19 protein-coding genes are annotated in these 23,751 nt (G+C 32.4%); 13 read left to right on the top strand and 6 right to left on the bottom strand.

Translation table 11 applies throughout. The annotated features are described in order from the left end of the window. Nucleotides 1–81 precede the first annotated feature (81 nt). Genes B0E44_RS14625 through tsaD form a run of 3 tightly spaced genes read right to left on the bottom strand, consistent with a single transcriptional unit; the run spans nucleotide 82 to nucleotide 2,478 of the window. Nucleotides 82–723, bottom strand: coding sequence for a DUF4159 domain-containing protein (locus B0E44_RS14625; protein ID WP_077376784.1), 642 nt, complete (start codon nucleotides 721–723; stop codon nucleotides 82–84). A gap of 21 nt (nucleotides 724–744) precedes the next feature. Further along, complete coding sequence (locus B0E44_RS14620; protein WP_077376782.1) at nucleotides 745–1,452, bottom strand: 16S rRNA (uracil(1498)-N(3))-methyltransferase; 708 nt, start codon at nucleotides 1,450–1,452, stop codon at nucleotides 745–747. A gap of 3 nt (nucleotides 1,453–1,455) precedes the next feature. Next, complete coding sequence (gene tsaD, locus B0E44_RS14615; protein ID WP_077376779.1) at nucleotides 1,456–2,478, bottom strand: tRNA (adenosine(37)-N6)-threonylcarbamoyltransferase complex transferase subunit TsaD; 1,023 nt, start codon at nucleotides 2,476–2,478, stop codon at nucleotides 1,456–1,458. A gap of 267 nt (nucleotides 2,479–2,745) precedes the next feature. Here tsaD and B0E44_RS14610 point away from each other — a divergent pair, with 267 nt between their 5' ends. The 5 genes from B0E44_RS14610 (at nucleotide 2,746) to B0E44_RS14590 (ending at nucleotide 10,836) form a co-directional block, all read left to right on the top strand. Beyond that, entirely contained in the window at nucleotides 2,746–7,122 is a 4,377-nt protein-coding gene (locus B0E44_RS14610; protein WP_254423303.1) for a translocation/assembly module TamB domain-containing protein, read from the top strand. A gap of 320 nt (nucleotides 7,123–7,442) precedes the next feature. Then, nucleotides 7,443–8,429 (top strand): 6-phosphofructokinase, encoded by a 987-nt coding sequence (pfkA, locus tag B0E44_RS14605; RefSeq protein WP_077376773.1) that lies wholly within the window; start codon nucleotides 7,443–7,445, stop codon nucleotides 8,427–8,429. Nucleotides 8,430–8,474: 45 nt separating this feature from the next. Beyond that, entirely contained in the window at nucleotides 8,475–9,479 is a 1,005-nt protein-coding gene (gene gap, locus B0E44_RS14600; RefSeq protein ID WP_077376770.1) for a type I glyceraldehyde-3-phosphate dehydrogenase, read from the top strand. A 126-nt stretch (nucleotides 9,480–9,605) separates the two neighbouring features. Next, complete coding sequence (locus B0E44_RS14595) at nucleotides 9,606–10,457, top strand: N-acetylglucosamine kinase (protein WP_077376766.1); 852 nt, start codon at nucleotides 9,606–9,608, stop codon at nucleotides 10,455–10,457. 4 nt (nucleotides 10,458–10,461) lie between these two features. Further along, nucleotides 10,462–10,836 carry a methylglyoxal synthase gene (locus B0E44_RS14590; RefSeq protein WP_077376762.1) on the top strand — a complete coding sequence of 125 codons (375 nt, stop codon included), beginning with the start codon at nucleotides 10,462–10,464 and terminating at the stop codon, nucleotides 10,834–10,836. Here B0E44_RS14590 and B0E44_RS14585 read toward each other — a convergent pair. Then, a complete protein-coding gene (locus B0E44_RS14585) occupies nucleotides 10,817–11,197 on the bottom strand; it encodes a RidA family protein (protein ID WP_077376759.1) in 381 nt (126 codons plus the stop codon). The genes B0E44_RS14590 and B0E44_RS14585 overlap by 20 nt on opposite strands. 22 nt (nucleotides 11,198–11,219) lie before the next feature. Beyond that, nucleotides 11,220–13,892 carry a putative LPS assembly protein LptD gene (locus B0E44_RS14580; protein ID WP_371594762.1) on the bottom strand — a complete coding sequence of 891 codons (2,673 nt, stop codon included), beginning with the start codon at nucleotides 13,890–13,892 and terminating at the stop codon, nucleotides 11,220–11,222. 128 nt (nucleotides 13,893–14,020) lie between these two features. Between B0E44_RS14580 and B0E44_RS14575 the strand changes: the two genes are divergently transcribed. From B0E44_RS14575 to bshA, 8 genes are all read left to right on the top strand, one after another. Further along, nucleotides 14,021–15,157 carry an N-acetylmuramoyl-L-alanine amidase gene (locus B0E44_RS14575; RefSeq protein WP_077376753.1) on the top strand — a complete coding sequence of 379 codons (1,137 nt, stop codon included), beginning with the start codon at nucleotides 14,021–14,023 and terminating at the stop codon, nucleotides 15,155–15,157. A gap of 54 nt (nucleotides 15,158–15,211) precedes the next feature. Continuing rightward, nucleotides 15,212–16,171, top strand: coding sequence for an MlaD family protein (locus B0E44_RS14570; protein ID WP_077376750.1), 960 nt, complete (start codon nucleotides 15,212–15,214; stop codon nucleotides 16,169–16,171). 4 nt (nucleotides 16,172–16,175) lie between these two features. Next, nucleotides 16,176–17,507, top strand: a complete 1,332-nt coding sequence (locus B0E44_RS14565; protein ID WP_077376747.1) for a (Fe-S)-binding protein — start codon at nucleotides 16,176–16,178, stop codon at nucleotides 17,505–17,507. Between the two features lie 98 nt (nucleotides 17,508–17,605). After that, complete coding sequence (locus B0E44_RS14560) at nucleotides 17,606–18,397, top strand: (Fe-S)-binding protein (protein WP_077376744.1); 792 nt, start codon at nucleotides 17,606–17,608, stop codon at nucleotides 18,395–18,397. A gap of 192 nt (nucleotides 18,398–18,589) precedes the next feature. Further along, nucleotides 18,590–19,072 carry an ABC transporter ATPase gene (locus B0E44_RS14555; protein ID WP_077376741.1) on the top strand — a complete coding sequence of 161 codons (483 nt, stop codon included), beginning with the start codon at nucleotides 18,590–18,592 and terminating at the stop codon, nucleotides 19,070–19,072. 20 nt (nucleotides 19,073–19,092) lie between these two features. Further along, entirely contained in the window at nucleotides 19,093–19,707 is a 615-nt protein-coding gene (locus tag B0E44_RS14550) for a phosphatase PAP2 family protein (RefSeq protein ID WP_077376737.1), read from the top strand. Nucleotides 19,708–19,767: 60 nt separating this feature from the next. Next, nucleotides 19,768–21,756 (top strand): heavy metal translocating P-type ATPase, encoded by a 1,989-nt coding sequence (locus B0E44_RS14545; RefSeq protein WP_077376734.1) that lies wholly within the window; start codon nucleotides 19,768–19,770, stop codon nucleotides 21,754–21,756. Nucleotides 21,757–21,828: 72 nt separating this feature from the next. Continuing rightward, complete coding sequence (gene bshA, locus B0E44_RS14540) at nucleotides 21,829–22,962, top strand: N-acetyl-alpha-D-glucosaminyl L-malate synthase BshA (RefSeq protein WP_077376731.1); 1,134 nt, start codon at nucleotides 21,829–21,831, stop codon at nucleotides 22,960–22,962. A gap of 46 nt (nucleotides 22,963–23,008) precedes the next feature. On the opposite strand, the gene B0E44_RS14535 is transcribed toward bshA, so the two are convergent. Beyond that, the gene (locus B0E44_RS14535) at nucleotides 23,009–23,527 is read right to left on the bottom strand and encodes a hypothetical protein (RefSeq protein WP_077376728.1); all 519 of its coding nucleotides are present in this window, start codon (nucleotides 23,525–23,527) and stop codon (nucleotides 23,009–23,011) included. Nucleotides 23,528–23,751: the final 224 nt, after the last annotated feature.

Genomic DNA, 23,751 nt, shown 5'->3' with positions numbered 1-23,751 from the left:
GTTAAATAATTTATGAAATTAAAATAATATCAAAAAAAAAGAGAATAAAATGTTGAAAATGATGTTTTTATCTAGTAAGAATCAATTTGTGAAAATAAAATTAATAATATTGGCTCCTACTTTTAAAGCTTTTTCGCGAACTTCTAAAGGGTCATTATTAACTTCAGGGTCTTCCCATCCATCTCCAAGATCACATTCGTATGTGTAGAGTAGTACCATCTTATTTTCGATGAATATTCCAAATGCCTGTGGCCTTTTTCCATCATGTTCATGGATTTTAGGCAAACCATTGGCAAAAACAAAAGGTTTTTGAAATATTGGATGATTTGATGGAATTTCAATCAAATTATTATTTGGAAATATTTTTTTTATTTCCTTACGAATGTATTGATCCATTCCATAATTATCATCAATATGGAGGAAACCTCCGCCAAGTAAATATTTTCTTAAGTTAGTAATGTCACTTTCATTAAAGACAACATTACCATGGCCTGTCATGTGAACAAATGGATAGGAAAAAAGGTCTGGACTGCTTGGCTCTACAGTTCTAGGTTTCAATTTTATTTTTGTGTGTATATTGGCATTACAATATTTTATTAAATTAGGTAAAGAAGTTGGATTTGCATACCAGTCGCCACCGCCACTATATTTTAGTAAAGCTATTTCTTGAGAGAAACAGCTTAAAGAAGAAGATAGTAATAATAAAAACAGTGCTTTTTTCATTGTAAAATTGAATTTTAGGATCTAATCTTCATTAATAAAAACCACACTGTGACAGGCTACTATAGCAGCAGTTTCTGTTCGTAGTCTGGTTTCGCCCAAAGAAACTGGAATGTAATTATTTTCTAATGCCAATTCGATTTCTTTGTTAGAAAAATCACCTTCAGGACCAATTAAAATTGTGTAATCCGTTTTGGCTTTAAGTATTGATTTTAGAGATTTTTTACTTGTCTCTTCGCAATGTGCTATTAATTTTTCTCCTGAGTTTTCTCTTTTTATGAATTCTTTCAACGAAATGGCAGGATTTAATTTTGGGAGAAACATTTGATTGCATTGTTTCATGGCAGAAAGAATAATTTTTTCAAATCTCTCAGGATTTATTGCTTTTCTTTCAGAACGATCACATATAATTGGAGTGATTTCATGAATTCCAATTTCGGTTGCTTTTTCAAGAAACCATTCGTAACGATCATTCATTTTTGTTGGAGCAACCGCAAGATGTAATTTGTGTTTTGGAGCTTCTGTTTTTTCTATTTCCAAAATTTGTACAGTACATTTATTATCGGAAGCTAATGTGATTTCTGTTTTAAATAAAAGACCTTGCCCATTGGTTACATAGAGTATATCCGAGTCTTTTTTGCGCAAAACTTTAATAATGTGCTTACTTTCTTCTTTATCAAAAGAAAAGGTTTCGGTAGTTTCGTTTATGTTAGGATTGTAAAATAATTGCATAATTTAAAATTGTATTCGTGCTTTTGAAACAACTTCCGAAGTTTCAAATTTTTGGGATAAAAACTTTTGATAACCTACAATTCCAATCATTGCGGCATTATCGGTGGTGTATTCAAATTTAGGGATGTATGTTTTCCAGCCGTATTTTGTTTCTGTTTCTTTCAAAGTATTTCGGATTCCGGAATTTGCAGAAACTCCGCCACCAATTGCAATTTGTGTGATACCAGTTTCTTTTACCGCCATTTTTAATTTATCCATCAATATTTCGATAATTGTGTATTGAATGGAAGCGCAGATATCGTTTAAATTCTCTTGAATAAATTCTGGGTTTTCAATTTTTTTCTTTTGAATAAAATAAAGAATAGCTGTTTTTAAACCAGAAAAACTGAAATCCAATCCTGGCACTTTTGGTTTTGTAAAAGGAAATGCCTTCGGATTTCCTAATTGCGCATATTTATCAACCAATGGACCTCCGGGATAGGGAAGACCCAGTATTTTTGCACTTTTGTCAAAAGCTTCTCCAACTGCATCGTCTGTGGTTTCACCGATGATTGTTAAATCAAAAAAATCATCGACCCTAACAATTTGGGTATGTCCTCCACTTATTGTTAAAGCCAAAAAAGGAAAGCTAGGTTTATCAAAGCCATCTTCATCTATAAAATGAGCCAGAATATGGGCATGCATATGGTTAACAGCGATAAGAGGTATTTGTAATGCCAATGCCATTGATTTTGCAAAAGAACTTCCAACCAAAAGAGAGCCCATTAATCCTGGACCCTGTGTAAAAGCAATAGCTGAAAGCTGTTCTTTTTTGATGTTAGCTTTTTTTAAGGCCGCTTCGATTACTGGAACTATATTTTGTTGATGTGCACGAGAAGCAAGTTCAGGTACAACACCTCCATATTGATTATGAATTAACTGATTGGCAACAACATTTGACAGTACTTTGTCGTTACATAATACTGCAGCTGCAGTATCATCACACGAACTTTCTATGGCAAGTATATAAACCTCCGGAATTTGCATATAAACAGATGATTTTTGAAGTATATTTGATGAATTACTATAAAAATAGTATTTTTACAGCTGTGCCAAAATTAAAGATTTTTTAGTTAAGGTATGACCATTTCTAAAGGCAAATTATTTATTTGTACTAAAAAACAAAAAGCGACTCTTATCAAAAAGATTAAAAAAATAGTATTCCGCTCTCTCCTTGGACTAATTTTACTTTTGTTAGTACTTTTTATAGCCATTACTTTACCTAGTGTTCAAACTAAGCTAGCACAGTATTTTATGAACAGTATCAATAAGGATTATGGGCTTCGCATGGAAATTGATGAAGTGCAGCTTACTCTTTTTGGTGGTGTGAAACTTAAAAAAGTATTAATAATAGACCATCATAAAGATACTTTGATTTATGTCAAAAGACTAAATACATCATTTTTAGGGGCTAAAAAGATTCTTGATGGAGATTTGATTTTTGGTGATTTGGCAATGGATGGCGTTCTTTTTAATTTAAAAACTTATAAAAAGGAAAAGAAGACAAACCTAGATTATTTTATTGATGCTTTTGGAACAAGTGAAACCCCTTCAGAGAAGCGATTTTTATTAACTGCGACAAAGATTGATTTGTCCAACGGTCGATTTGTTTTGACTGATGAAAATCTCGAAACCAAGAAACCTGTCGATTTTACAAGGTTGAATTTATCGGTTACTAATTTTAAGGTATATGGGCCAGATATATATGCCAATATCCAAAAAATGTCTTTTTTGGATCATAGAGGATTGTTTGTAAAGAACTTAAAGGGAAATTATAGTTTTACCCAACAACACATGATATTGGACAAAATGGAGATTGAAACCAAAGAATCCAGTATTAAAGGTTATGCCGCTTTGAATTATGAGATTGAAGATTTCTCAGATTTTCAGAATAAAGTGGAATTTGATGTTAAGATAAAATCGGCAAAATTAGCCTCTAATGATATTCGTTGTTTTTATGATGAATTAGGGAAGTATCAATATTTTAAGCTTAGATCTCATATAACAGGATCATTGAATAATTTAAAATTTCTCGATTTATACTTAAATGATAATCGAGGTACAAAAATTATAGGTTTCATAAATTTTAGAAATCTTTTAGGAACAAAGGATCAGAAATTCTATATGAATGGAAAGTTTGATCAGTTGAATGCTAATTATGATGATTTGGTAGGCATATTACCGAATGTTTTAGGAAAAAAGTTACCCGTTATTTTGAAGAAATTTGGGAATATTTCATTGTTTGGGAATACTCAGGTTACCACTACATCAATACATGCCAATCTTGCAGCAAATACTGCATTGGGTATGGTTAAGACCAAATTTATAATCAACAATATGGATCAAAGCGACAAGGCCGACTATAATGGTTATGTTGTTTTAAATGATTTTAGCATTGGGAATTTATTGGATAATAAAGATTTGTCCAAAATAAGTTTAAATATTGATGTCGATGGACATGGTTTTTCTGAAAAGTATTTGAATACTTCATTAAAAGGAATTGTTTCAAGTGTTGGGTATAATGGGTATAATTATAAGAATGTTACAGTAAACGGTAATTTCAAATTGCCTCTGTACAAAGGATCAATTATTGTTGACGATCCTAATCTGAAAATGAATTTCAATGGATTGGTTAATTTGAGCAAAAAAGAAAACCAATATGATTTTCAAATTAAAATAGACAATGCAAAATTGAATAAACTGAATTTTGTAAAAGATTCCGTTTCCCAATTTGTTGGAAACATTATTGTCGATGTACAAGGGAATTCTATAGACAATATGCATGGCAATATCTATGTGAATAGTGCTACCTATATTAATCCTAAAAATACCTATCAATTCAATGATTTTAATTTGAATTCAAGTTTTGATGAAAATCGAATTCGAACTATAAAAGTAACAGCTCCAGATATAACCAATGGGACAATTGTTGGGAAGTATAAATTTTCAGAATTAAAAGCATTGGTTTCAAATTCGTTGGGAAGTCTTTATACAAATTACAGACCTATAGCAGTTAAAAAGGGACGATTTTTGAAGTTTAATTTTGAGGTACACAGCAAGATAGTTGAATTGTTTTTTCCAGACATAAAACTAAGTGAAAATACTACCGTGAAAGGAAATATTAATTCGGATAATAACGAATTCAAATTCAATTTTAATTCTCCAAATATAAAGGCTGCCGACAATTCTTTTGACAATATTAGAGTTGCTATTGATAATAAAAATCCATTATATAACGCATATATCGAGTTAGACAGTATTAAAACCAAAATGTATAAAATTCGTGATTTTAGTTTGATAAATGTCACTTCAAAAGATACTTTGTTTTTCCGAACCGAGTTTAAAGGTGGTTCAAAAGGTCAGGATTATTTTAATTTGGATTTATACCACACGATAAATAAAGAAAACAAAAATGTAGTTGGTTTCAGTAAATCAGAGATTAAAATAAAAAACGATTTATGGTTTTTGAATGAGTCTAATTTACCAAATAATCGTTTGGTTTTTGATAAAAACTTGAAGGAATTTAAGCTGGATGATTTTATACTTTCCAACATGGATCAAGAAGTAAAACTCGATGGTGAGTTCAAAGGAGATTCATATAAAGATATTAATGTTGAGTTCAAGAATTTTGACATCAATGCATTAACATCGGCTCAAGAAAGTTTTGTTATTTATGGAAATTTGAATGGTAAAATTAATTACAATCAAAATAAGCAGGTTTATAAACCTACGGCATCATTGCGTATAGATAGTTTGAAGGTAAATAATCATGATTTAGGAATTTTGAATTTTGATATAAAGGGTGATGAGAGTTTCAAAAAATTCACTTTATATTCTACTATTGAAAATAAAGATTTTGAATCATTTAGTGCAGACGGAAGTTTTGAGGTAGTAAATAAAGAAACATTGTTTGATTTAAATTTAAAATTTGATCGATTTAATTTAGCAACATTAAGTTCATTGGGGGGAGATGTTATTTCCAATATAAGAGGATTGGTATCTGGAAATGCAACTATTGGCGGTACTTTGAATAAACCCGATGTCAATGGGCGTTTGTTTGTTAATGGAGGAGGATTGGCTATACCGTATCTTAATGTTGATTATGCTTTAAAAGATAAAACGATTATTGATCTTACTGGTGAAAAATTTCTATTTAGGAATAACACTTTAATAGATACCAAATATAATACTACCGGAAGCTTAAACGGAGTAGTAGAGCATAAGGAGTTTTCAGATTGGAAATTGGATTTGAATATAAATTCTAAGAGACTTCTTGTATTGGATACTAAAGATAGTGAAGATGCTGCATATTTTGGAACAGCATTTATTAATGGAAGTGCAACAATTAAAGGCCCTGCAAATGGTTTATTTATAAAAGTTGATGCAAAATCTGAAAAAGGATCGGCTCTTAAAATACCGATAAATAGTGCGGAAAGTGTTAGTGAAAATAGTTTTATTCATTTTATAACACCGAAAGAAAAATTCAATTTAGAAAAAGGAATTGTTGATAAAACAAAGAATTACAATGGACTTGAATTAGAGTTTGATCTTGAAATCAATCCTAATGCAGAGGTTGAAGTTATTTTGGATAGGAATTCAGGACATGGAATCAAAGGACGTGGAAATGGAACGCTTTTGTTTAAAATCAACACACTCGGCGCTTTTAATATGTGGGGCGATTTCTTGCCTTATGATGGTACTTATAATTTTAAATATGGAGGACTAATCGATAAAAAATTTAAAGTAAAAAAAGGTGGATCCATTATTTGGGAAGGAAATCCTATGAGAGCTCAATTAAATCTTGAGGCGGTATATAAAACATCTGCAAATCCAGCTTTGTTAATAGAGAATTCCAGTGTCAACAAAAAAGTAGATGTTGAAGTTATTATTGGTATTCGTGGTGATTTGTCACGACCAGAACCTGATTTCATGATCGATTTCCCTACCATTACAAGCGTTTTAAAATCAGAACTTCAGTCCGAATTAGCAGATAAAGATGTAAGACAGACTCAGGCATTGTATTTATTGTCAACCGGAAGTTTTTTGGGTAGAGATGGCTCAAGTCAAGCGGTTGCTTCAAGTGTATATGAAACAGCTTCAAGTATGCTGGGAAGTATAATTCAATCAAATAACGAAAAATTTGAAATGAATTTTAATGTTGTTTCACCAGATAATAGACCAAGTGCACAAACTGATGGTAGAGTTGAAGCTATTGTTTCTTCCAAAGTGAATGAAAGAATTACTATAAATGGTAAGATTGGGGTTCCATTTGGTGGAGTAAATGAATCTGCCATAGTAGGAGCTGTTGATATTAAATACAGGGTAAATGATGATGGATCTTTTAATTTCCATGTTTTTAATAAAGAAAATGACTTAAATTATTTTGGTCAGGATATCGGTTATACTCAAGGTGCTGGTATTTCGTATGAGGTTGATTTTGATACTTTTAGAGAATTGGTTGATAAGATGTTTAAAAGCAAAAAATTGAAAAATGAAAAAAGTACTAAAAACAATGTTGATAACTCAGATTCTAATTTGAATCCTGATGGAATAAATTTTACAAAACCTCAAGAGCCTAAATCGGATAGGCCAAAAATCAATCAAGATGCTGTACTTCCAGAGGATGATTAATTGTAATTAATTATTAAAGAGTTTGTTATGTGTTTTTTTTTTGAAATTTTAGTTAACTTTATCGCTATAATTTTTTTATCCCCACTTCATTCATTATTTATTAGAGTTTAATGTTTCTTTATTAAAAGAGATAATTAGCTAGTATTTTCCCTTTTTCAACCATTTTGAGTTTTAAAAAAAGAAATAAAACTATAGGCTTTTTGAATTAAAAAAACTTATCAACGAAAACGTTTGAATTTCAGATATTTTATTAAAATGTTAGAAAGCGCCCCTAAAATGTCTTCGATATTTGCTAAATTTACACTTTAATACTTAAAAAAATGTCAAAAACAATAAAAAAGATAGGTGTACTTACATCCGGAGGAGACTCTCCAGGAATGAATGCTGCTATTCGTTCTGTTGTGCGAACATGTGCTTTTCATAACATAGGATGTGTTGGTATTTATAGGGGCTACCAAGGAATGATTGAAGGGGATTTTAAAGAAATGGGACCTCGAAGTGTAAATAACATTGTGAATAAAGGAGGTACTATTTTAAAATCGGCTCGGTCGATGGATTTTAAGACTCCCGAAGGAAGAGAAAAAGCACATAAAAATTTAGTAAAAGCAGGAATCGATGCTCTGGTAGTTATCGGTGGAGATGGTTCTTTTACAGGAGCATTATTATTTAATTCTGAATATAATTTTCCAGTAATGGGAATTCCTGGAACTATTGACAATGATATATTTGGAACAAGTCATACTTTGGGCTATGATACCGCTTTAAATACTGTTGTTGATGTAATTGATAAAATACGCGATACGGCAAGTTCTCACAACAGGTTATTTCTTATTGAGGTAATGGGGCGTGATGCTGGACATATTGCTTTGAATGCGGGAATTGGAGCGGGAGCAGAAGAAATTCTTATTCCAGAAGAAGATTTAGGATTGGATCGTTTATTAGACTCTTTGCGAAAAAGTAAAGCCGCAGGTAAATCTTCAAGTATAGTGGTAATCGCAGAGGGAGATAAGATAGGTAAAACTGTTTTTGAACTAAAGGATTATGTAGAATCAAATTTTCCGGAATATGATGTACGTGTATCCGTTTTAGGACATATGCAACGTGGTGGAGCTCCATCTTGTTTTGATAGAGTTTTAGCAAGTCGATTAGGTGTAAAAGCTGTTGAATGTTTGTTAGAAGGTAAATCGAATTATATGGTTGGTTTATTGTGTGATAAAATTGAGCTTACACCTTTAGAACAAGCCATTAAAGGACATACTGAAATAGATCAGGAATTACTTCGTGTTTCAGACATCATGTCCATATAAAATTAAAAGAAAAATAAAACAAAAAAATAATTTAAATTTAATACAATGTCAAAAGTAAAATTAGGAATTAACGGATTTGGTAGAATTGGAAGAATTGTTTTCAGAGAAACTTTCAATAGAGATAACGTAGAAGTAGTTGCAATCAATGATTTATTAGATGTAGATCACTTAGCATACTTATTAAAATATGATTCAGTTCACGGTCGTTTTGACGGAACGGTTGAAGTAAAAGAAGGAAAACTTTATGTAAATGGAAGAAACATCCGTATTACTGCTGAAAGAAACCCAGCTGATTTAAAATGGAATGAAGTAGGTGTTGATGTAGTTGCAGAATGTACAGGTATCTTCACAACTATTGAAACTGCAAATGAGCACATTAAAGGTGGTGCGAAAAAAGTAATCATTTCTGCTCCGTCTGCAGATGCTCCAATGTTTGTGATGGGAGTAAATCACGAAACTGCAAAAGCTTCGGATATTGTTGTTTCTAACGCTTCTTGTACTACAAACTGTTTAGCTCCTTTAGCTAAAGTTATTCACGATAATTTTGGAATTGTTGAAGCTTTGATGACAACTGTTCACGCTACAACTTCAACACAAATGACTGCTGACGGACCTTCTAGAAAAGACTGGAGAGGTGGACGTGCAGCAAGCATTAACATTATTCCTTCTTCTACAGGTGCTGCAAAAGCGGTTGGAAAAGTTATTCCAGAATTGAATGGAAAATTAACAGGTATGGCTTTCCGTGTTCCTACGGCTGACGTTTCTACAGTAGATTTAACTGTAAAAGTTGCCAAAGAAACTTCATATGAAGAAATTATGGCAGTTTTGAAAAAAGCTTCAGAAACTACAATGAAAGGTATCTTAGGATATACTGAAGATGCTGTTGTATCTCAAGATTTTATTTCTGACAAAAGAACTTCGATCATTGATGCTACAGCAGGAATTGGTTTGAATTCAACTTTCTTCAAATTGGTGTCTTGGTATGATAATGAGTACGGTTATTCAAGTAAATTGATTGATTTAGCGGTGCATATCAGTTCACTAAAATAATTTTATAATTTTACAAAATCCCATTAAGTGAAATTAATGGGATTTTATGTTTTGTTCAGTTAAATGTAATTAAACAGTTATATTTAAGATGAGGAGCAAAATTCATAACCAATAAAATCAAATAATATGAAATTAATAGTTGATAGTGGTTCTACTAAAGCAGATTGGATTGCAATAGATGAAGACGGAAAAGTTATGTTTACCACACAAACATTAGGTTTAAATCCAGAAATTCTAGACAAACAAGAGATTCTTGATCGCTTGAATGATCGATTTGATATATTACAGAATAAAAAATTAGCCACCCATTTATTTTTCTATGGTGCTGGTTGTGGAACGGATAGGATGAAACTTTTTCTTTCTCAAGTTTTTAAAGAATATTTTTCAAATGCTATAGTTGTTGTTGAAGAAGATACATATGCAGCTGTTTTTGCCACTACACCAAAAGGAGAAAAAGCTATTGTTAGTATTTTAGGTACTGGTTCAAACTGCAGCTATTTTGACGGTAAAGTTTTGGAGCAAAGAGTACAATCATTAGGCTATATCGTTATGGATGATTGCAGCGGAAATGTTTTTGGAAAAAGCTTAATCAGAAAATACTATTTTAATAAAATGCCAAAAGAGTTAGCTGAAGTTTTTGAAAAAATGTATGATGTTGATCCTGATTACATCAAAAATAAATTATACAAAGAGCCAAATCCTAATGCATACCTTGCTACTTTCGCAAAATTCTTAATTCAAAATAAGGAGCACGAATTTTGCAGAAAAATAATTTTTAAAGAAATGAAATCTTTCATTAAAAATTATATTAAGCAATTTGAAAATTGCAAAGAAGTACCTGTACATTTTGTAGGTTCTATTGCTTTTTACCTAAAAGAAGAATTAGCTGAGATTTTTGAAAAATATGAATTGCAATTGGGTAATGTATTAAGAAGACCTATCGATGGTTTGATAGCATACCATATAGCAAATAAATAATTATATGGAAATAGCAATTATTGCCCATGATGGGAAAAAAGATGATATTGTAAAATTCCTCATCAAAAACCGTGAGGTCCTACAGCAAGAAAAAATACATTTTATTGCAACAGGAACAACTGGGGGAAGAGCAGAAGATGCAGGCTTTAAAACAACAAGAATGCTTTCTGGTCCATTGGGTGGTGACGCCCAAATTGCAGGGAGAGTTGCTGAGGGTAAAACACAGATGGTTTTATTTTTCAAAGATCCTCTTTCAAGTCATCCACATGAGGCAGATGTTAATATGCTGATACGGGTATGTGATGTGCATAATGTGCCGTTAGCTACCAATGAAGCTACAGCGCAATTATTAATTAATGCTATAGCACAGCAATCATAGATATTTCCACATTTACATTTTTTGGCAAACATGCCACTTGAACCGTTTCACGTGCTGGAGCGGTTTTTTCGTTAAAATAAGATCCGTAAACAGTATTGATACTTCCAAAATCATTCATGTTCATGATGAAAATGGTAGATTTAACTACGTTCTCAAAAGTCATTCCAGCAGCTTCTAGAACGGCTTTCATATTTTCCATCACTTGCTTGGTTTCAGACTCAATGTTTTCTATTACCAATTCCATAGTTTCAGGATTCAGTGCGATTTGACCAGAAGTGTATAAGGTGTCACCTTTTAACACAGCTTGATTATATGGGCCTATAGGTGCTGGCGCTTTTTTAGTGTAAATTATTGTTTTCATAGCCTATGTATTTTGAGTTAATCTATTGATTAGTAAGATTTCTTTTTTCCCATTTAATATCGCTCAGTATTCCTGATTTGATACCGATGTAAAAATTCCAACTTGCATTGTCTCCAAATGGTGTCCAGTTAAAATCCATTCTCCAGCTCATCAAATCTCTTTCAAAACGTAATTGCGTAAAGGTAACTCCCTTTTGAACAAAATCATATCCTGTAGATATTCCTGCTTTCCATTTTGTTGTTAAATCTGCATTTGCAGAAATCATAATGGAATTTCCAGTGATTTTCTTCTCCCTATTGTTGTTCCCGTAGGTCAAGGAATAGGCAAATGTCATGTCCCATGGTAATTTTGATCTAAAGAATTCGGTAACTGTATCTTCTCCTTCTTCTTCGTCATCAAATTGGCTATTTCTAACACTGCCTACATCAATATCCGAACCAAACAAATCATCTTCTCGCCCTCCGTTTCTTTTTCCTTGAGAGTTTTTCTTTTCTTTCTTGCTATCGGAACTGGAAAGGGCATAATTCATCGTTAAATTGGCACTTGTCATTCTAAAAAGACTTCCTCCGTTGTTGATGTTGAACGTATCTATTCTATTTCCGGAATTATCAATAGCATATGGATCCAAGGTTGCTCCAAAATTTGCACTCAATTTATTGTCAAAAAATTGAGTTCCACCGCTTACTCTTACGGGAGCCCAGGCAAGCTCGGTAGCATCAAAATTATAACTCGTTGAAAAATTTAAATTATTAAGCAACATTATTTTTTTTGCTTCAGTCTTGGTACTATCCTTATCGGTCACTTTTGCCTCAAATGTATTACTAAGGTTAAAACCAACAAAATTGGAACTATTCATGCCGGGAGCACCATACATACCGCCTTCAAATCGGGTATAGTCTTTTTGCATTGCCCCACTTCCATCTGTAGCATATGTATCGTAATATTTTTCAAAACTAGGGGTGTAACTATGTGAAATAGCCGGTCGCATTACATGTCGAATGGATTTTATTTTTTTGTCCTCCCCAAAATTAAACGTACCGTAAATTGTCGTTCCAAGACTAGTGGAAGAAGAATATGTTCTAAAAGAGTCAAAACCTTTTACATCTGTGGTAACAACAGCGCTCAATTGGTCATCATACTGTTTGTTGATTGTGTTAAAATACCAAACTTCTTCATAATTTAAAGAAGATGAAACACTAAAATGTTTGAATATTTTGAAGTTGGTACTTAGTGGAATTGTATGTTGAAACCCAATTTCTGAATCACGGAACATTTCGGGTTTGAAAAACAAAGAATCGGTTGTTACAAAGCTGTTTCGTCCATTCAAATTGTATTGCAAGTTGATGTTTTTAAAGACACCTTTTTTTGCACCATCATTTATTGCAAAAGGATAAATACGATCTAAGCTAAACTGCAGTGTAGGCAGTGTCATGTTGATTACTTTTGTATTCGTATTTTGGGAGTGAGTAGCAGTCAGTGATAATCTACTTTCAGGAATTGAATGGAATACTGTACTATAAGATATGGAGGAACTCAAAGTATTGTTTAATGAGGAACCAACATTGACTTGATTTATAGTTTCTTTAAAATATTCACTACTACCTAAATTGACAGAAGCTGAAAAAGTAGAATTTGGATTGGCTTTAGAATCTTGAGAATGTGACCACTGAATATTGTAAATTTTAGTTTTCGAGTAATCAGGATAGCCTCTTTCACTGGTAATGTTGTTCTCAAATCTTACGTTGATGTTTCCTTGATAATGGTATCTATTGGCATAGGACGATTGCACCCCTAAAGCGTAACTTCCATTTGTGTAATAATCCCCAACAACGGTTAAGTTGTAATTATCGCTTAGTGCAAAATAATATCCTCCATTTTGAAGGGAAAAACCTTTGTCGTTAGAATCGTTATAGGATGGTAATATGATTCCAGAAGTGCTTGTTTCCTTTGAAAGTGGAAAATATGCAAAAGGCAAAAATAATGGGGTTGGTACACCCTCAATTACCATATTGGTGAAACCTGTAACGATTTTTTTCCCAGGAATAAATTTTATTTTGTTGGTTTGAAAATAATATTCAGGGTTGTCTACATCTTTTGAGGTTGTAAATCGTGCACCTTTTAAAAAATAAACCGAATCATTTTCCTTTTTTGTGATTGCTGCTTTTACGTTAAATTCTCCTTGGCTGGATCTTGAATTCCAGATTAATGCTTTTTTGGTTTTAAAATTAAAACGAATTGAATCGGGTTCGATAACATTTGAGCCTTGTTTGAAATTTGGAAATTGAGTGTAATTGCCAAGTGAATCTTTTATTCTACCTGCATAAACCTCATTTTTTTCGTAATCCATTACTATAATACCCGATTTTAATTCAACATCTTGGTAGTATAATTCAGCTTTATCGTACAAAGTGATCAGCTTCTTTTTTTGTTCAATCTTTGCGTATTTTTCAGCTGTGTATTTAACTTTGCCATTAAGGAAAGTTTTTTTTACCTTAATTGTGTCGAGTTTAATGGTGTCAGTCGGTGATTCAGCCAAAGGATTTTTAATACTATCTTCTTGTGTTGGTTTCTTAACTTCTTGTTTCTTAGAAGGAATGGTTGTTTGTTTCTTTTTTATATCTTGTGAATATAAATTAGAGCATCCTAAAGATAGGAAAATTGATAGTAAAACGATATTAAATAAGTTTGTATGCAAAGGTTTAAATGCTATTTTTGTAAAATGAAGACTTGAATATTCGCGAGCCAAAATTACTATAATTTTTTGGCAAAAATAACCAAATGATAAATTTATAACGGAAGTCTTATAATTAAATTAACTATTAGATGTATATATCAAAAAAAATAAAAATTGCTTTCACCTTTTTAATTGCGATGATTGCGATTGATTCTTATAGTCAATCCAATGATTTTAAAGTTACTTTGGATGCAGGTCATGGAGCCCATGATTTTGGAGCAGTTTACAGTGGGAGGGTTGAAAAAAATATTGCATTGGCAATTGTTCTGAAAGTAGGTAAAATTTTGGAATCCTATCCCAATATGGATGTTATATACACTAGAAAAACAGATGTGTTTATTGATTTGGTTGAACGCGCCAATATAGCCAATAGAGCAGATTCACATATTTTTGTTTCCATACATTGTAATGCAAACAAAAACACTGCCGCAGACGGAACTGAAACCTATGTAATGGGTATGAATAAGATTGCATCCAATCTTGAAGCAGCGAAAAAGGAGAATGCTGTAATCACTCTCGAAAAAGATTACAAACAAAAATATGAAGGTTTTGATCCCAATTCGCCTGAAACGATGATTGGTATGACTTTGATGCAAGAAGAATATTTGGAAAACAGTATTTCGTTGGCAAGCAAAATTGAAGATAAATTTGCTCTTTTGGGTAAAAAATTGAGACACGGTGGAGTGAAACAAGCTCCTTTTATGGTTCTTCATAAAGCCTATATGCCAAGAGTATTGATTGAAACCGGTTTTATATCCAATCCAACTGAGGGCGAATTATTAAACTCAGAAGATGGACAAAATGATATTGCACGAGCAATTGCCGAAGCAATAATAAGTTATAAATATGAATTTTTTGGAGACGGTGGGGTAGAGACCTCTGGCGAAAAACCTTCTCAAATACTGAAAGAGAATCCTGTAAAAGGCACCGAAACACCTGAAGTAAATGGTGGAATAATTAAAAAAGATACGCTAGGCTCTATTTTTAAAATACAGCTTTCGGCCAGTAAAAAAAAAATAGCATTGGAACCTAAAAATTTCAAAGGATTGCAAAATGTTACGCTCGTGTATGAAGATAATATTTATAAATATCTATATGGTGATACTTCCGATTATGAAAATGCGAAGAACAAATTAAATGAAGTTAAGTCCAAAGGATATGATTCAGCTTTTTTAATTGCTTTCAAAAACGGAAAAAAAGTTAGCATTCAGGAAGCAATCAAATAATGCTTATAGATTCGAATATTTTATATTAAATTTGCCCATTAAAAAAACGAAATTTTGAAAATTACAAGAGAATTAAAGACTGCTATTTTAGTTATTACATCAATTTTATTATTCATTTGGGGTTATAATTTTTTGAAAGGAAAAGATCTTTTTAATAATTATAAAACTTTATATGTTGAGTACACAAATGTTGAAGGACTTGCCCCATCCGCTTTGGTTACAATAAACGGACTCACAATAGGAAAAGTTAAAACTATAACGATAGGTGATAAAGGGATTTTATTAGTTGAATTACAAATAAACACAGATTTCCCGATATCAAAATCCAGTGTTGCAACCATTTATGATGCCAGTCTTATTGGTGGTAAACAAATTTCTATTAATCCTAATTATACTGATACAAATATTGCCGAAAGCGGTGATTATTTGAAAGGGAATATTCAAGCCAGTTTAATGGATTCATTAGGGGACAAAGCAACCCCTGTTATGGAAAAACTGGAAAAATTGATGGTGAGTGCTGATAAATTAGTGAATAGTGTTAATAATGTTTTGGACGAAAAAGGTCAAGCTGATTTGAAAAAGAGTCTAGCAGAACTTAGTGCTACCATGGAACAATTCCATAAAGTGGCTTCAAATGCTAATAGTATTTTGGATGAAAACAAAGGACAATTAAAAGGTGTTGTTTCTAATTTTAATAAAGTTTCAGATAATTTTGTTAAAATTTCAGACTCGTTGAATAAAGCTGATTTAGGGCTTACCGTTAGGAATTTGAATGCAACATTAAGCAAGGTTGATGTATTGATGAAAGGTTTAGAATCTGGAAAAGGTACTATGGGGAAATTACTGAAAGATGACGCTCTTTATGCAAACTTGGAAAAAACTTCGAAAGAATTAGAATTGTTGTTGCAGGATGTAAGATTAAATCCAACCCGTTATGTAAATGTTTCTGTTTTTGGTAAGAAAAACAAACCATATATTGCTCCAAACGATTCTATAACAAAAGTAAAAAACTAATTTTATGACCTACCTAAGTAATGTGTTATTTGCCATAGTGTTGATTATTGGATTCGGATATTTTTATTTGAATGTCAAAAAAATCATTAGAAATATTAATCTGGGTGTTGCTGTCAATCGTAAAGACAATGCAAAAGCACGTTGGAGAAATATGGCAATGATTGCTCTTGGGCAATCCAAAATGGTAAAAAGACCTATTGCTGGAGTATTGCATATTATAGTTTATGTAGGTTTTGTTATCATCAATATCGAGTTGTTGGAAATTATCATCGATGGTTTATTTGGAACGCATAGAATTTTTGCTCCGATTGGGGTTGTATATGATGTTTTAATTGCTTCTTTCGAGATATTGGCATTTTTGGTATTATTTTCGGTTATTGTATTTTTGATAAGAAGAAATATCATTAAGTTGAAACGATTTGTTCATTCTGATTTAAAAGGATGGCCAAAAGGTGATGCTAATTATATTTTGTATTTTGAGATTACTTTAATGACTTTGTTTTTATTGATGAATGCTACGGATTTGCATTTGCAAAACGTTCCTGGCGGATTTTCTCATTTTATAAAAGCAGGTTCTTTTCCAATAAGTCAATTTATTGAACCAGTTTTTAATGGTATGTCAAATGAATTGGTAATGTTGCTAAATGAAGGCTTTTGGTGGTTACACATCGTTGGGATTTTAATTTTTATGAATTATTTATATTTTTCAAAACACCTTCATATTTTATTGGCTTTCCCAAATACTTATTTTGCTAATTTAAATCCACAAGGACAGTTTGATAATTTAGCTTCTGTAACTGCTGAAGTAAAATTGATGATGGATCCCAATGCAGACCCTTTTGCGGCAGCTCCAGTTTCAGAAAATGAAGTTCCAAGTAAATTTGGTGCCAGTGATGTTCAGGATTTAAACTGGGTTCAGTTATTGAACGCTTATACTTGTACAGAATGTGGTCGTTGTACTTCTTCTTGCCCAGCCAATCAAACTGGCAAAAAATTATCTCCTCGTAAAATAATGATGGACACTAGAGACAGACTAGAAGAAGTAGGTAAAAACATTGATGCCAATAAGGGGGTTTTTGTTCCTGATAATAAATCGTTGTTAAACGATTACATTACACCAGAAGAATTATGGGCTTGTACATCATGTAACGCTTGTGTAGAGGAATGTCCTGTAAATATCAGTCCGCTTTCTATCATTATGGATATGAGACGTTACTTAGTAATGGAGCAAAGTGCTGCGCCAATGCCTATAAATGCTATGATGACTAATATAGAGAATAATGGTGCACCATGGCAATACAGTCAACAAGACCGATTGAACTGGAAAAACGACTAGTGGCTTAATCGTTGATTTGGTTATTTGTTTAACCGATTTACAAATTAACGATTAAGCTATTCAACAAATAAACAAATCAACGATTAAACAAATAAGAAATGTCAGAAAATTTAATTGTGCCAACAATGGCCGAAATGCTAGCCCAAGGAAAACAACCAGAAGTTTTATTTTGGGTAGGTTGTGCAGGAAGTTTTGACGATAGAGCAAAGAAAATAACCAAAGCATTCGTACGAATTTTAAATCGTGCTAATGTTTCCTTTGCTGTTTTAGGGACTGAAGAAAGTTGTACTGGAGATCCCGCAAAAAGAGCTGGAAATGAGTTTTTGTTTCAAATGCAGGCCATGATGAATATCGAAGTCCTGAATGCTTATGAAGCAAAAAAAATAGTTACAGCCTGTCCACATTGTTTTAATACTTTAAAAAATGAATATCCAGAATTGGGAGGCCATTACGAAGTTGTACATCACACAGAATTTCTTAAATCATTACTAGATTCTGGTCGTTTAACCATCGAGGGAGGGCAATTTAAAGGAAAACGAATTACTTTCCACGATCCTTGCTATTTGGGTAGAGCGAATAATGTTTATGAAGCTCCTAGGGATTTAATTCAGAAATTGGATGTTGAATTGCTTGAAATGAAACGTTCGAAAGCAAATGGCTTATGTTGTGGAGCTGGTGGAGCACAAATGTTTAAAGATGCTGAGCCAGGTAACAAAGAAATAAATGTGGAAAGAACAGAAGATGCTCTTGAAACAAAACCAGATATTATTGCTGCTGGTTGCCCTTTTTGTAATACCATGTTGACTGATGGTGTTAAAAACAAAGAAAGGGAAGCAGATATAAAAGTGATGGATATCGCAGAATTGATTGCTAATGCTCAGGATTTGTAACGAATGGCTTAAGAATATTTGTTTTTCAAATATAATTCTTTACATCAAAAGTAATCCAAACAAAGAATCTGCGTTTATATCTTTATAAAGACGAAAGATTCCTTAAGTTTGGAATATTTCTTCTTTTTTAAAATAAAAAAATCTAAATTCATAAATCTGCAGTCTAAAATCTGCAATCTAAAATAATAGACAATGTACGTTCCTTTTGAAAATTTACCCGAAGAATCTAGAATTTGGATTTATCAATCGAATAGAAAATTTTCGGATGCCGAGTTTTCTGAGATCGAAACTGATTTGCAATCTTTTCTTAACGAATGGGCTGCTCACGGAACTAGTCTTGAATCATCATATTTGTTGAAATATAATCGGTTTATTATTATAGCAGTTAATCAAGATGTTCAAGCAGCAACAGGATGTTCTATTGATTCTTCTGTTGAATTTATCCAAGGCTTAGAAAAAAAATACAATGTTGATTTATTGGATAAAATGAATGTAACCTTCAAGCTAGGAGAACACATTGCACACAAGCCATTGATTGATTTTAAAAAAATGGTAAAAGACAAAGCCGTTACCGAAAACACAATTGTCTTTAATAATTTGGTTAACAATATCGAAGAGTTCAATGAATCTTGGGAAGTTCCAGCAATTGACAGTTGGCATAGCCGATTTTTTTAAATCAATATACCAAATTAGAAATGCCAAAAATCCTTTCACTTTTCGTATTCTTTTTTTGTTTTTCAATCTTGAATGCCCAAAATTCAGACATTGATCTTTTAAAAAAAATAAATCTAAACAGAAATACCAATCTAGAGTCGACAATGGTTGGGATTACCAATAGTGCTATGCCTGTTAGTATTGGTACACCCGTAATTATTTATGCGGTTGGATTAATTGAAAGCGATAGTACCACAAAGAAGAAAGCTATTTTCATTGGTGAATCTTTGGCAGCCTCCGCATTTATTTCTTTGGCATTAAAAAATATAACTAAAAGAGATAGACCTTACGAAACATATCCAGAAATAGATAATGTTACTGAAGAATCCAGTTATTCTTTTCCTTCAGCGCATACTTCATCAGCTTTTGCAACAGCGACATCATTGAGTATGGCTTACCCAAAATGGTATGTAATTGCTCCTACATTCTTGTGGGCGGGTGCAGTTGGGTATTCTCGTATGTACTTAGGTGTACATTATCCTACAGATGTTTTGGCTGGTGCCATTATAGGTAGTGGTTCTGCTTTTTTGTGTTATAAATTGAATAAATGGATTAATAAAAAAAGAGCTCCCCACCAGAAAAAGCTTTGGGAGTAATTCATTTTAATCGATGTTAATTTGTAAATTTAGGAGTATTTAATATTTCCATTGATTTATATGAAACATCAACATTCTTCACATAAAATTTCATCTAATTCAGTTCGTCATTCGGATTGTTGTTCGAGTCATAATATGAATGATCATTCAAATAATGAACACGACCATAATCATTCTCACGGAGAGCGAAGCTACTTTCAAATGTTTTTTCCTGCTATAATATCTTTTTGCTTGTTGTTGATAGGGATTTTTTTTGACAATTATTTTCCTCAAACTTGGTTTAGCGGTTGGATTCGATTGGGTTTATACATTGTTGCTTACATTCCGGTTGGTTTTCCGATTCTGAAAGAAGCTTTTGAAAGTTTTAGAAAAGGAAGTTTGTTTTCGGAGTTTTTTTTGATGGGAATTGCAACTATTGGAGCATTCGCTATTGGAGAATTTCCGGAAGGAGTAGCGGTAATGTTATTTTACAGTATTGGAGAAATTTTTCAAACTCTGGCTGTAAAAAGAGTAAAATCAAATATCAAATTGTTATTAGATCAAAGGCCTGATTCAGCTACAACTTTGGATGGAAATAAAACCGTTTTGAAAAAGGCATCCGAGATTGAAATTGGAACAATCATTCAATTAAAACCAGGAGAAAAACTGGCTTTGGATGGGAAACTACTTTCTGAAAGAGCTACTTTTAATACTGCTGCTTTAACAGGTGAAAGTAAACCAAATACCAAAAAAAAGGATGAAATTGTTTTGGCTGGAATGATTAACTTAAATACGGTTGTAGAAGTAGAAGTTACAACCGCTTATACCGACAGTAAATTGTCCAAAATCCTGACAATGGTGCAGGAAGCAACTGCCAAAAAATCGCCAACTGAATTGTTTATTCGAAAGTTTGCCAAAGTCTATACGCCAATCGTAGTTTATCTTGCAATGGCAATTTGTTTGTTGCCAATGTTTTTTGTAGCCGATTATGTTTTTAAAGATTGGTTGTATCGAGCGTTGGTTTTCTTGGTGATTTCGTGTCCCTGTGCTTTGGTTATTTCTATTCCATTGGGATATTTTGGAGGAATTGGAGCAGCGAGTAAAAACGGAATCTTATTCAAAGGTTCTAATTTTTTGGATATAATGGCAACCATAAAAGTAGTCGTTTTGGATAAAACAGGAACGTTGACCAAAGGCGTATTTACAGTACAAAAAGTAGTAGCGGTAGGTATTTCAGAAGATGAGTTGGTACAATATACCGCTTCATTAGAATCGAAATCTACGCATCCTGTTGGTACTGCAATTGTGGAATATGCAAAAGCATTAAATAAAAATTTAAAAATTATTGAAGTTGAAGAAATTGCTGGACACGGACTTAAAGGAAAAATTAATGATACCGAAATAATCGTGGGCAATGCAAAGCTGATGCAACAATTCAATATTAATTATGATTTGGAATTAGACAATTCTCCATTTACTATTATAATTGTAGCCATGAATAAAGTGTATTCGGGTTATTTTTTAATTGCCGATGAAATAAAAGAAGATGCCAAAAAAGCTATCGAAAGTTTACATAAAATAAATGTAAAAACAGTAATGCTTTCGGGAGATAAACAAGCTGTTGTTGATGCTGTCGCTAAAGAATTGAATATAGATCAGGCTTATGGTGATCTGTTGCCTGAAAACAAAGTTGAAAAAGTCGAGGAATTAAAATCTCAAATCTTAAAAATTGCCTTTGTCGGTGATGGTGTAAACGATGCGCCAGTAGTTGCCCTTTCCGATGCCGGAATTGCAATGGGCGGGTTAGGAAGCGATGCAACCATCGAAACAGCTGATATTGTTATACAAAATGACCAACCTTCAAAGATTTACACTGCGATTAACATTGGAAAACAAACCAAAAAAATTGTCTGGCAAAATATAACTATGGCCTTTGTTGTAAAAGCTGCTGTTTTAATACTCGGTGCCGGAGGTTTGGCGACAATGTGGGAAGCAGTTTTTGCAGATGTAGGTGTAGCTTTATTGGCCATTTTGAACGCAGTTCGGATTCAAAGAATGAAGTTTAAATAGTTAAATTTTAACTTTTTTTTTATAACAATCCACATTGAATCTCCTTAATTTCGTTACACTTAAAAATCATACATGAAAATAGCAATTGTTTGTTATCCAACATTTGGCGGAAGTGGCGTAGTTGCTACAGAATTAGGTCTAGAATTGGCAAGACGAGGACACGAAATTCATTTTATTACGTATAGTCAACCAGTTCGTTTAGCATTATTAAATCCAAATGTTCACTACCACGAAGTAATCGTTCCCGAATATCCTTTATTCCATTTTCAGCCTTATGAATTGGCTCTGTCCAGTAAATTGGTTGATATGGTTAAATTGTATAAAATTGAGGTTTTGCATGTGCATTATGCTATTCCTCACGCTTATGCAGGTTATATGGCCAAGCAAATGCTGAAGGATGAAGGAATTGATATCCCGATGGTAACAACGCTTCACGGTACTGATATTACTTTGGTGGGTAATCATCCTTTTTACAAGCCTGCTGTAACTTTTAGCATCAATAAATCAGACTATGTGACTTCTGTTTCTCAAAGTTTGAAAGATGATACGCTAAAATTATTCAATATAAAAAATGAAATACAGGTGATTCCAAATTTTATTGAATTGGATAAAAATAAATATGATCCAACGATTCCTTGTCGACGTTCAGTTATAGCCAATCCTAATGAAAGGATAATTACACATATCAGTAATTTCAGAAAAGTAAAACGAATTCCGGATATTATTAAAATATTTTATAAAATTCAAAAAGAAATTCCTGCCAAATTAATGATGGTAGGAGATGGTCCCGAAAAAGAAAAAGCTGAAAAAATGTGCCGAAAATTTGGTATTCAAGATAAAGTGATATTTTTCGGAAACAGTAATGAAATAGATAGAATTTTAGGTCTTACTGATTTATTTCTTTTGCCATCAGAAACTGAAAGTTTTGGATTGGCCGCGCTTGAAGCAATGGCTTGTGGAGTTCCTGTAATATCGAGTAATTCTGGTGGTTTACCTGAGGTGAATATAGATGGAGTTTCGGGTTATTTGAGTGATGTTGGGGAAGTTAATGAAATGGCTCAAAACGCATTGAAAATCTTGAAAGAAGATAGTGTTCTTGCCGAATTTAAAAAGAATGCCCTACACGTAGCTGAAAGTTTTGACATCAAAAATATTCTGCCTATATATGAGGCTTTGTATCTTAAAGCCATAAACAAATACAAATAGATTTAGTAATAATCCATCTTTAAATTGACGTTAAAGATGGATTTTATTAGAATTTATACCGGATTGCCAAACCCATATTGATGCCAAAATCATTCCTTTCGTAATTATTAAAAACAAATTCTGGCCTCGCATCCAAGGCAATTTGGATAGGAATTTCTTTGAAGTTGTATTCAATGCCAACATCTCCATTGATTACTCCAAAAATTCCATTGTCGCTTCCATATCCATTATTATAGTTGTTATTGGTATCCCAGGAGCCTAAGCCACCGCCTAATCCAGCATACCAGTCTAATTCCTTCTCTATATTCCAATACCATTGATAGATCCCCGATATTTTTATGGCATCGGTGTTATTATCATTAGTCCAGCCAAAATTAAGCTCCAATCTATTTTTTGTAGATAACTTTTTTTGATACGAAATTTCAACTCCTAAGCCATGATTGTTTCCAACTCGTAATCCAATTGCATTTGTTAAAAAACTTTCTTTATTTGGAATTTCTTCTTGCGCGTGGCTAGAATATATCATCCCGATTAGCAGACATAAGCAATAGTATTTTTTTTTCATTTGTCTATTTTTTGTTGTTATTAATAAACATACTGTCTATAAAAATACAAAAAAATAATAAAGTTTTTATTTAGTTGTTTTTAAATCAATCACTTATGTTTTGTTATGGGGTAATAATAAAAATCATTTTATTTAAAAATGAAAATGTGTAGCACATTTACTAATGTCATCTAAATTGTATTTTATGATTTTACAGTTTGTTTATGATAACAAAACAGTAGGAT

The sequence above is a fragment of the Flavobacterium sp. A45 genome, assembly GCF_002001005.1.
In the GTDB taxonomy this organism is placed as follows: Bacteria; Bacteroidota; Bacteroidia; order Flavobacteriales; family Flavobacteriaceae; genus Flavobacterium.
Note: the sequence above shows the minus strand (reverse complement) of the source record. Positions and strands in the feature narration are given on the sequence as shown.

Bases quoted from the DNA above. Each gene is read 5' to 3' on its own strand.
- B0E44_RS14625 (WP_077376784.1), bottom strand. From the start codon at position 723: ATGAAAAAAGCACTGTTTTTATTATTACTATCTTCTTCTTTAAGCTGT.
- B0E44_RS14620 (WP_077376782.1), bottom strand. From the start codon at position 1,452: ATGCAATTATTTTACAATCCTAACATAAACGAAACTACCGAAACCTTT.
- tsaD (WP_077376779.1), bottom strand. From the start codon at position 2,478: ATGCAAATTCCGGAGGTTTATATACTTGCCATAGAAAGTTCGTGTGAT.
- B0E44_RS14610 (WP_254423303.1), top strand. From the start codon at position 2,746: ATGAACAGTATCAATAAGGATTATGGGCTTCGCATGGAAATTGATGAA.
- pfkA (WP_077376773.1), top strand. From the start codon at position 7,443: ATGTCAAAAACAATAAAAAAGATAGGTGTACTTACATCCGGAGGAGAC.
- gap (WP_077376770.1), top strand. From the start codon at position 8,475: ATGTCAAAAGTAAAATTAGGAATTAACGGATTTGGTAGAATTGGAAGA.
- B0E44_RS14595 (WP_077376766.1), top strand. From the start codon at position 9,606: ATGAAATTAATAGTTGATAGTGGTTCTACTAAAGCAGATTGGATTGCA.
- B0E44_RS14590 (WP_077376762.1), top strand. From the start codon at position 10,462: ATGGAAATAGCAATTATTGCCCATGATGGGAAAAAAGATGATATTGTA.
- B0E44_RS14585 (WP_077376759.1), bottom strand. From the start codon at position 11,197: ATGAAAACAATAATTTACACTAAAAAAGCGCCAGCACCTATAGGCCCA.
- B0E44_RS14575 (WP_077376753.1), top strand. From the start codon at position 14,021: ATGTATATATCAAAAAAAATAAAAATTGCTTTCACCTTTTTAATTGCG.
- B0E44_RS14565 (WP_077376747.1), top strand. From the start codon at position 16,176: ATGACCTACCTAAGTAATGTGTTATTTGCCATAGTGTTGATTATTGGA.
- B0E44_RS14560 (WP_077376744.1), top strand. From the start codon at position 17,606: ATGTCAGAAAATTTAATTGTGCCAACAATGGCCGAAATGCTAGCCCAA.
- B0E44_RS14555 (WP_077376741.1), top strand. From the start codon at position 18,590: ATGTACGTTCCTTTTGAAAATTTACCCGAAGAATCTAGAATTTGGATT.
- B0E44_RS14550 (WP_077376737.1), top strand. From the start codon at position 19,093: ATGCCAAAAATCCTTTCACTTTTCGTATTCTTTTTTTGTTTTTCAATC.
- B0E44_RS14545 (WP_077376734.1), top strand. From the start codon at position 19,768: ATGAAACATCAACATTCTTCACATAAAATTTCATCTAATTCAGTTCGT.
- bshA (WP_077376731.1), top strand. From the start codon at position 21,829: ATGAAAATAGCAATTGTTTGTTATCCAACATTTGGCGGAAGTGGCGTA.
- B0E44_RS14535 (WP_077376728.1), bottom strand. From the start codon at position 23,527: ATGAAAAAAAAATACTATTGCTTATGTCTGCTAATCGGGATGATATAT.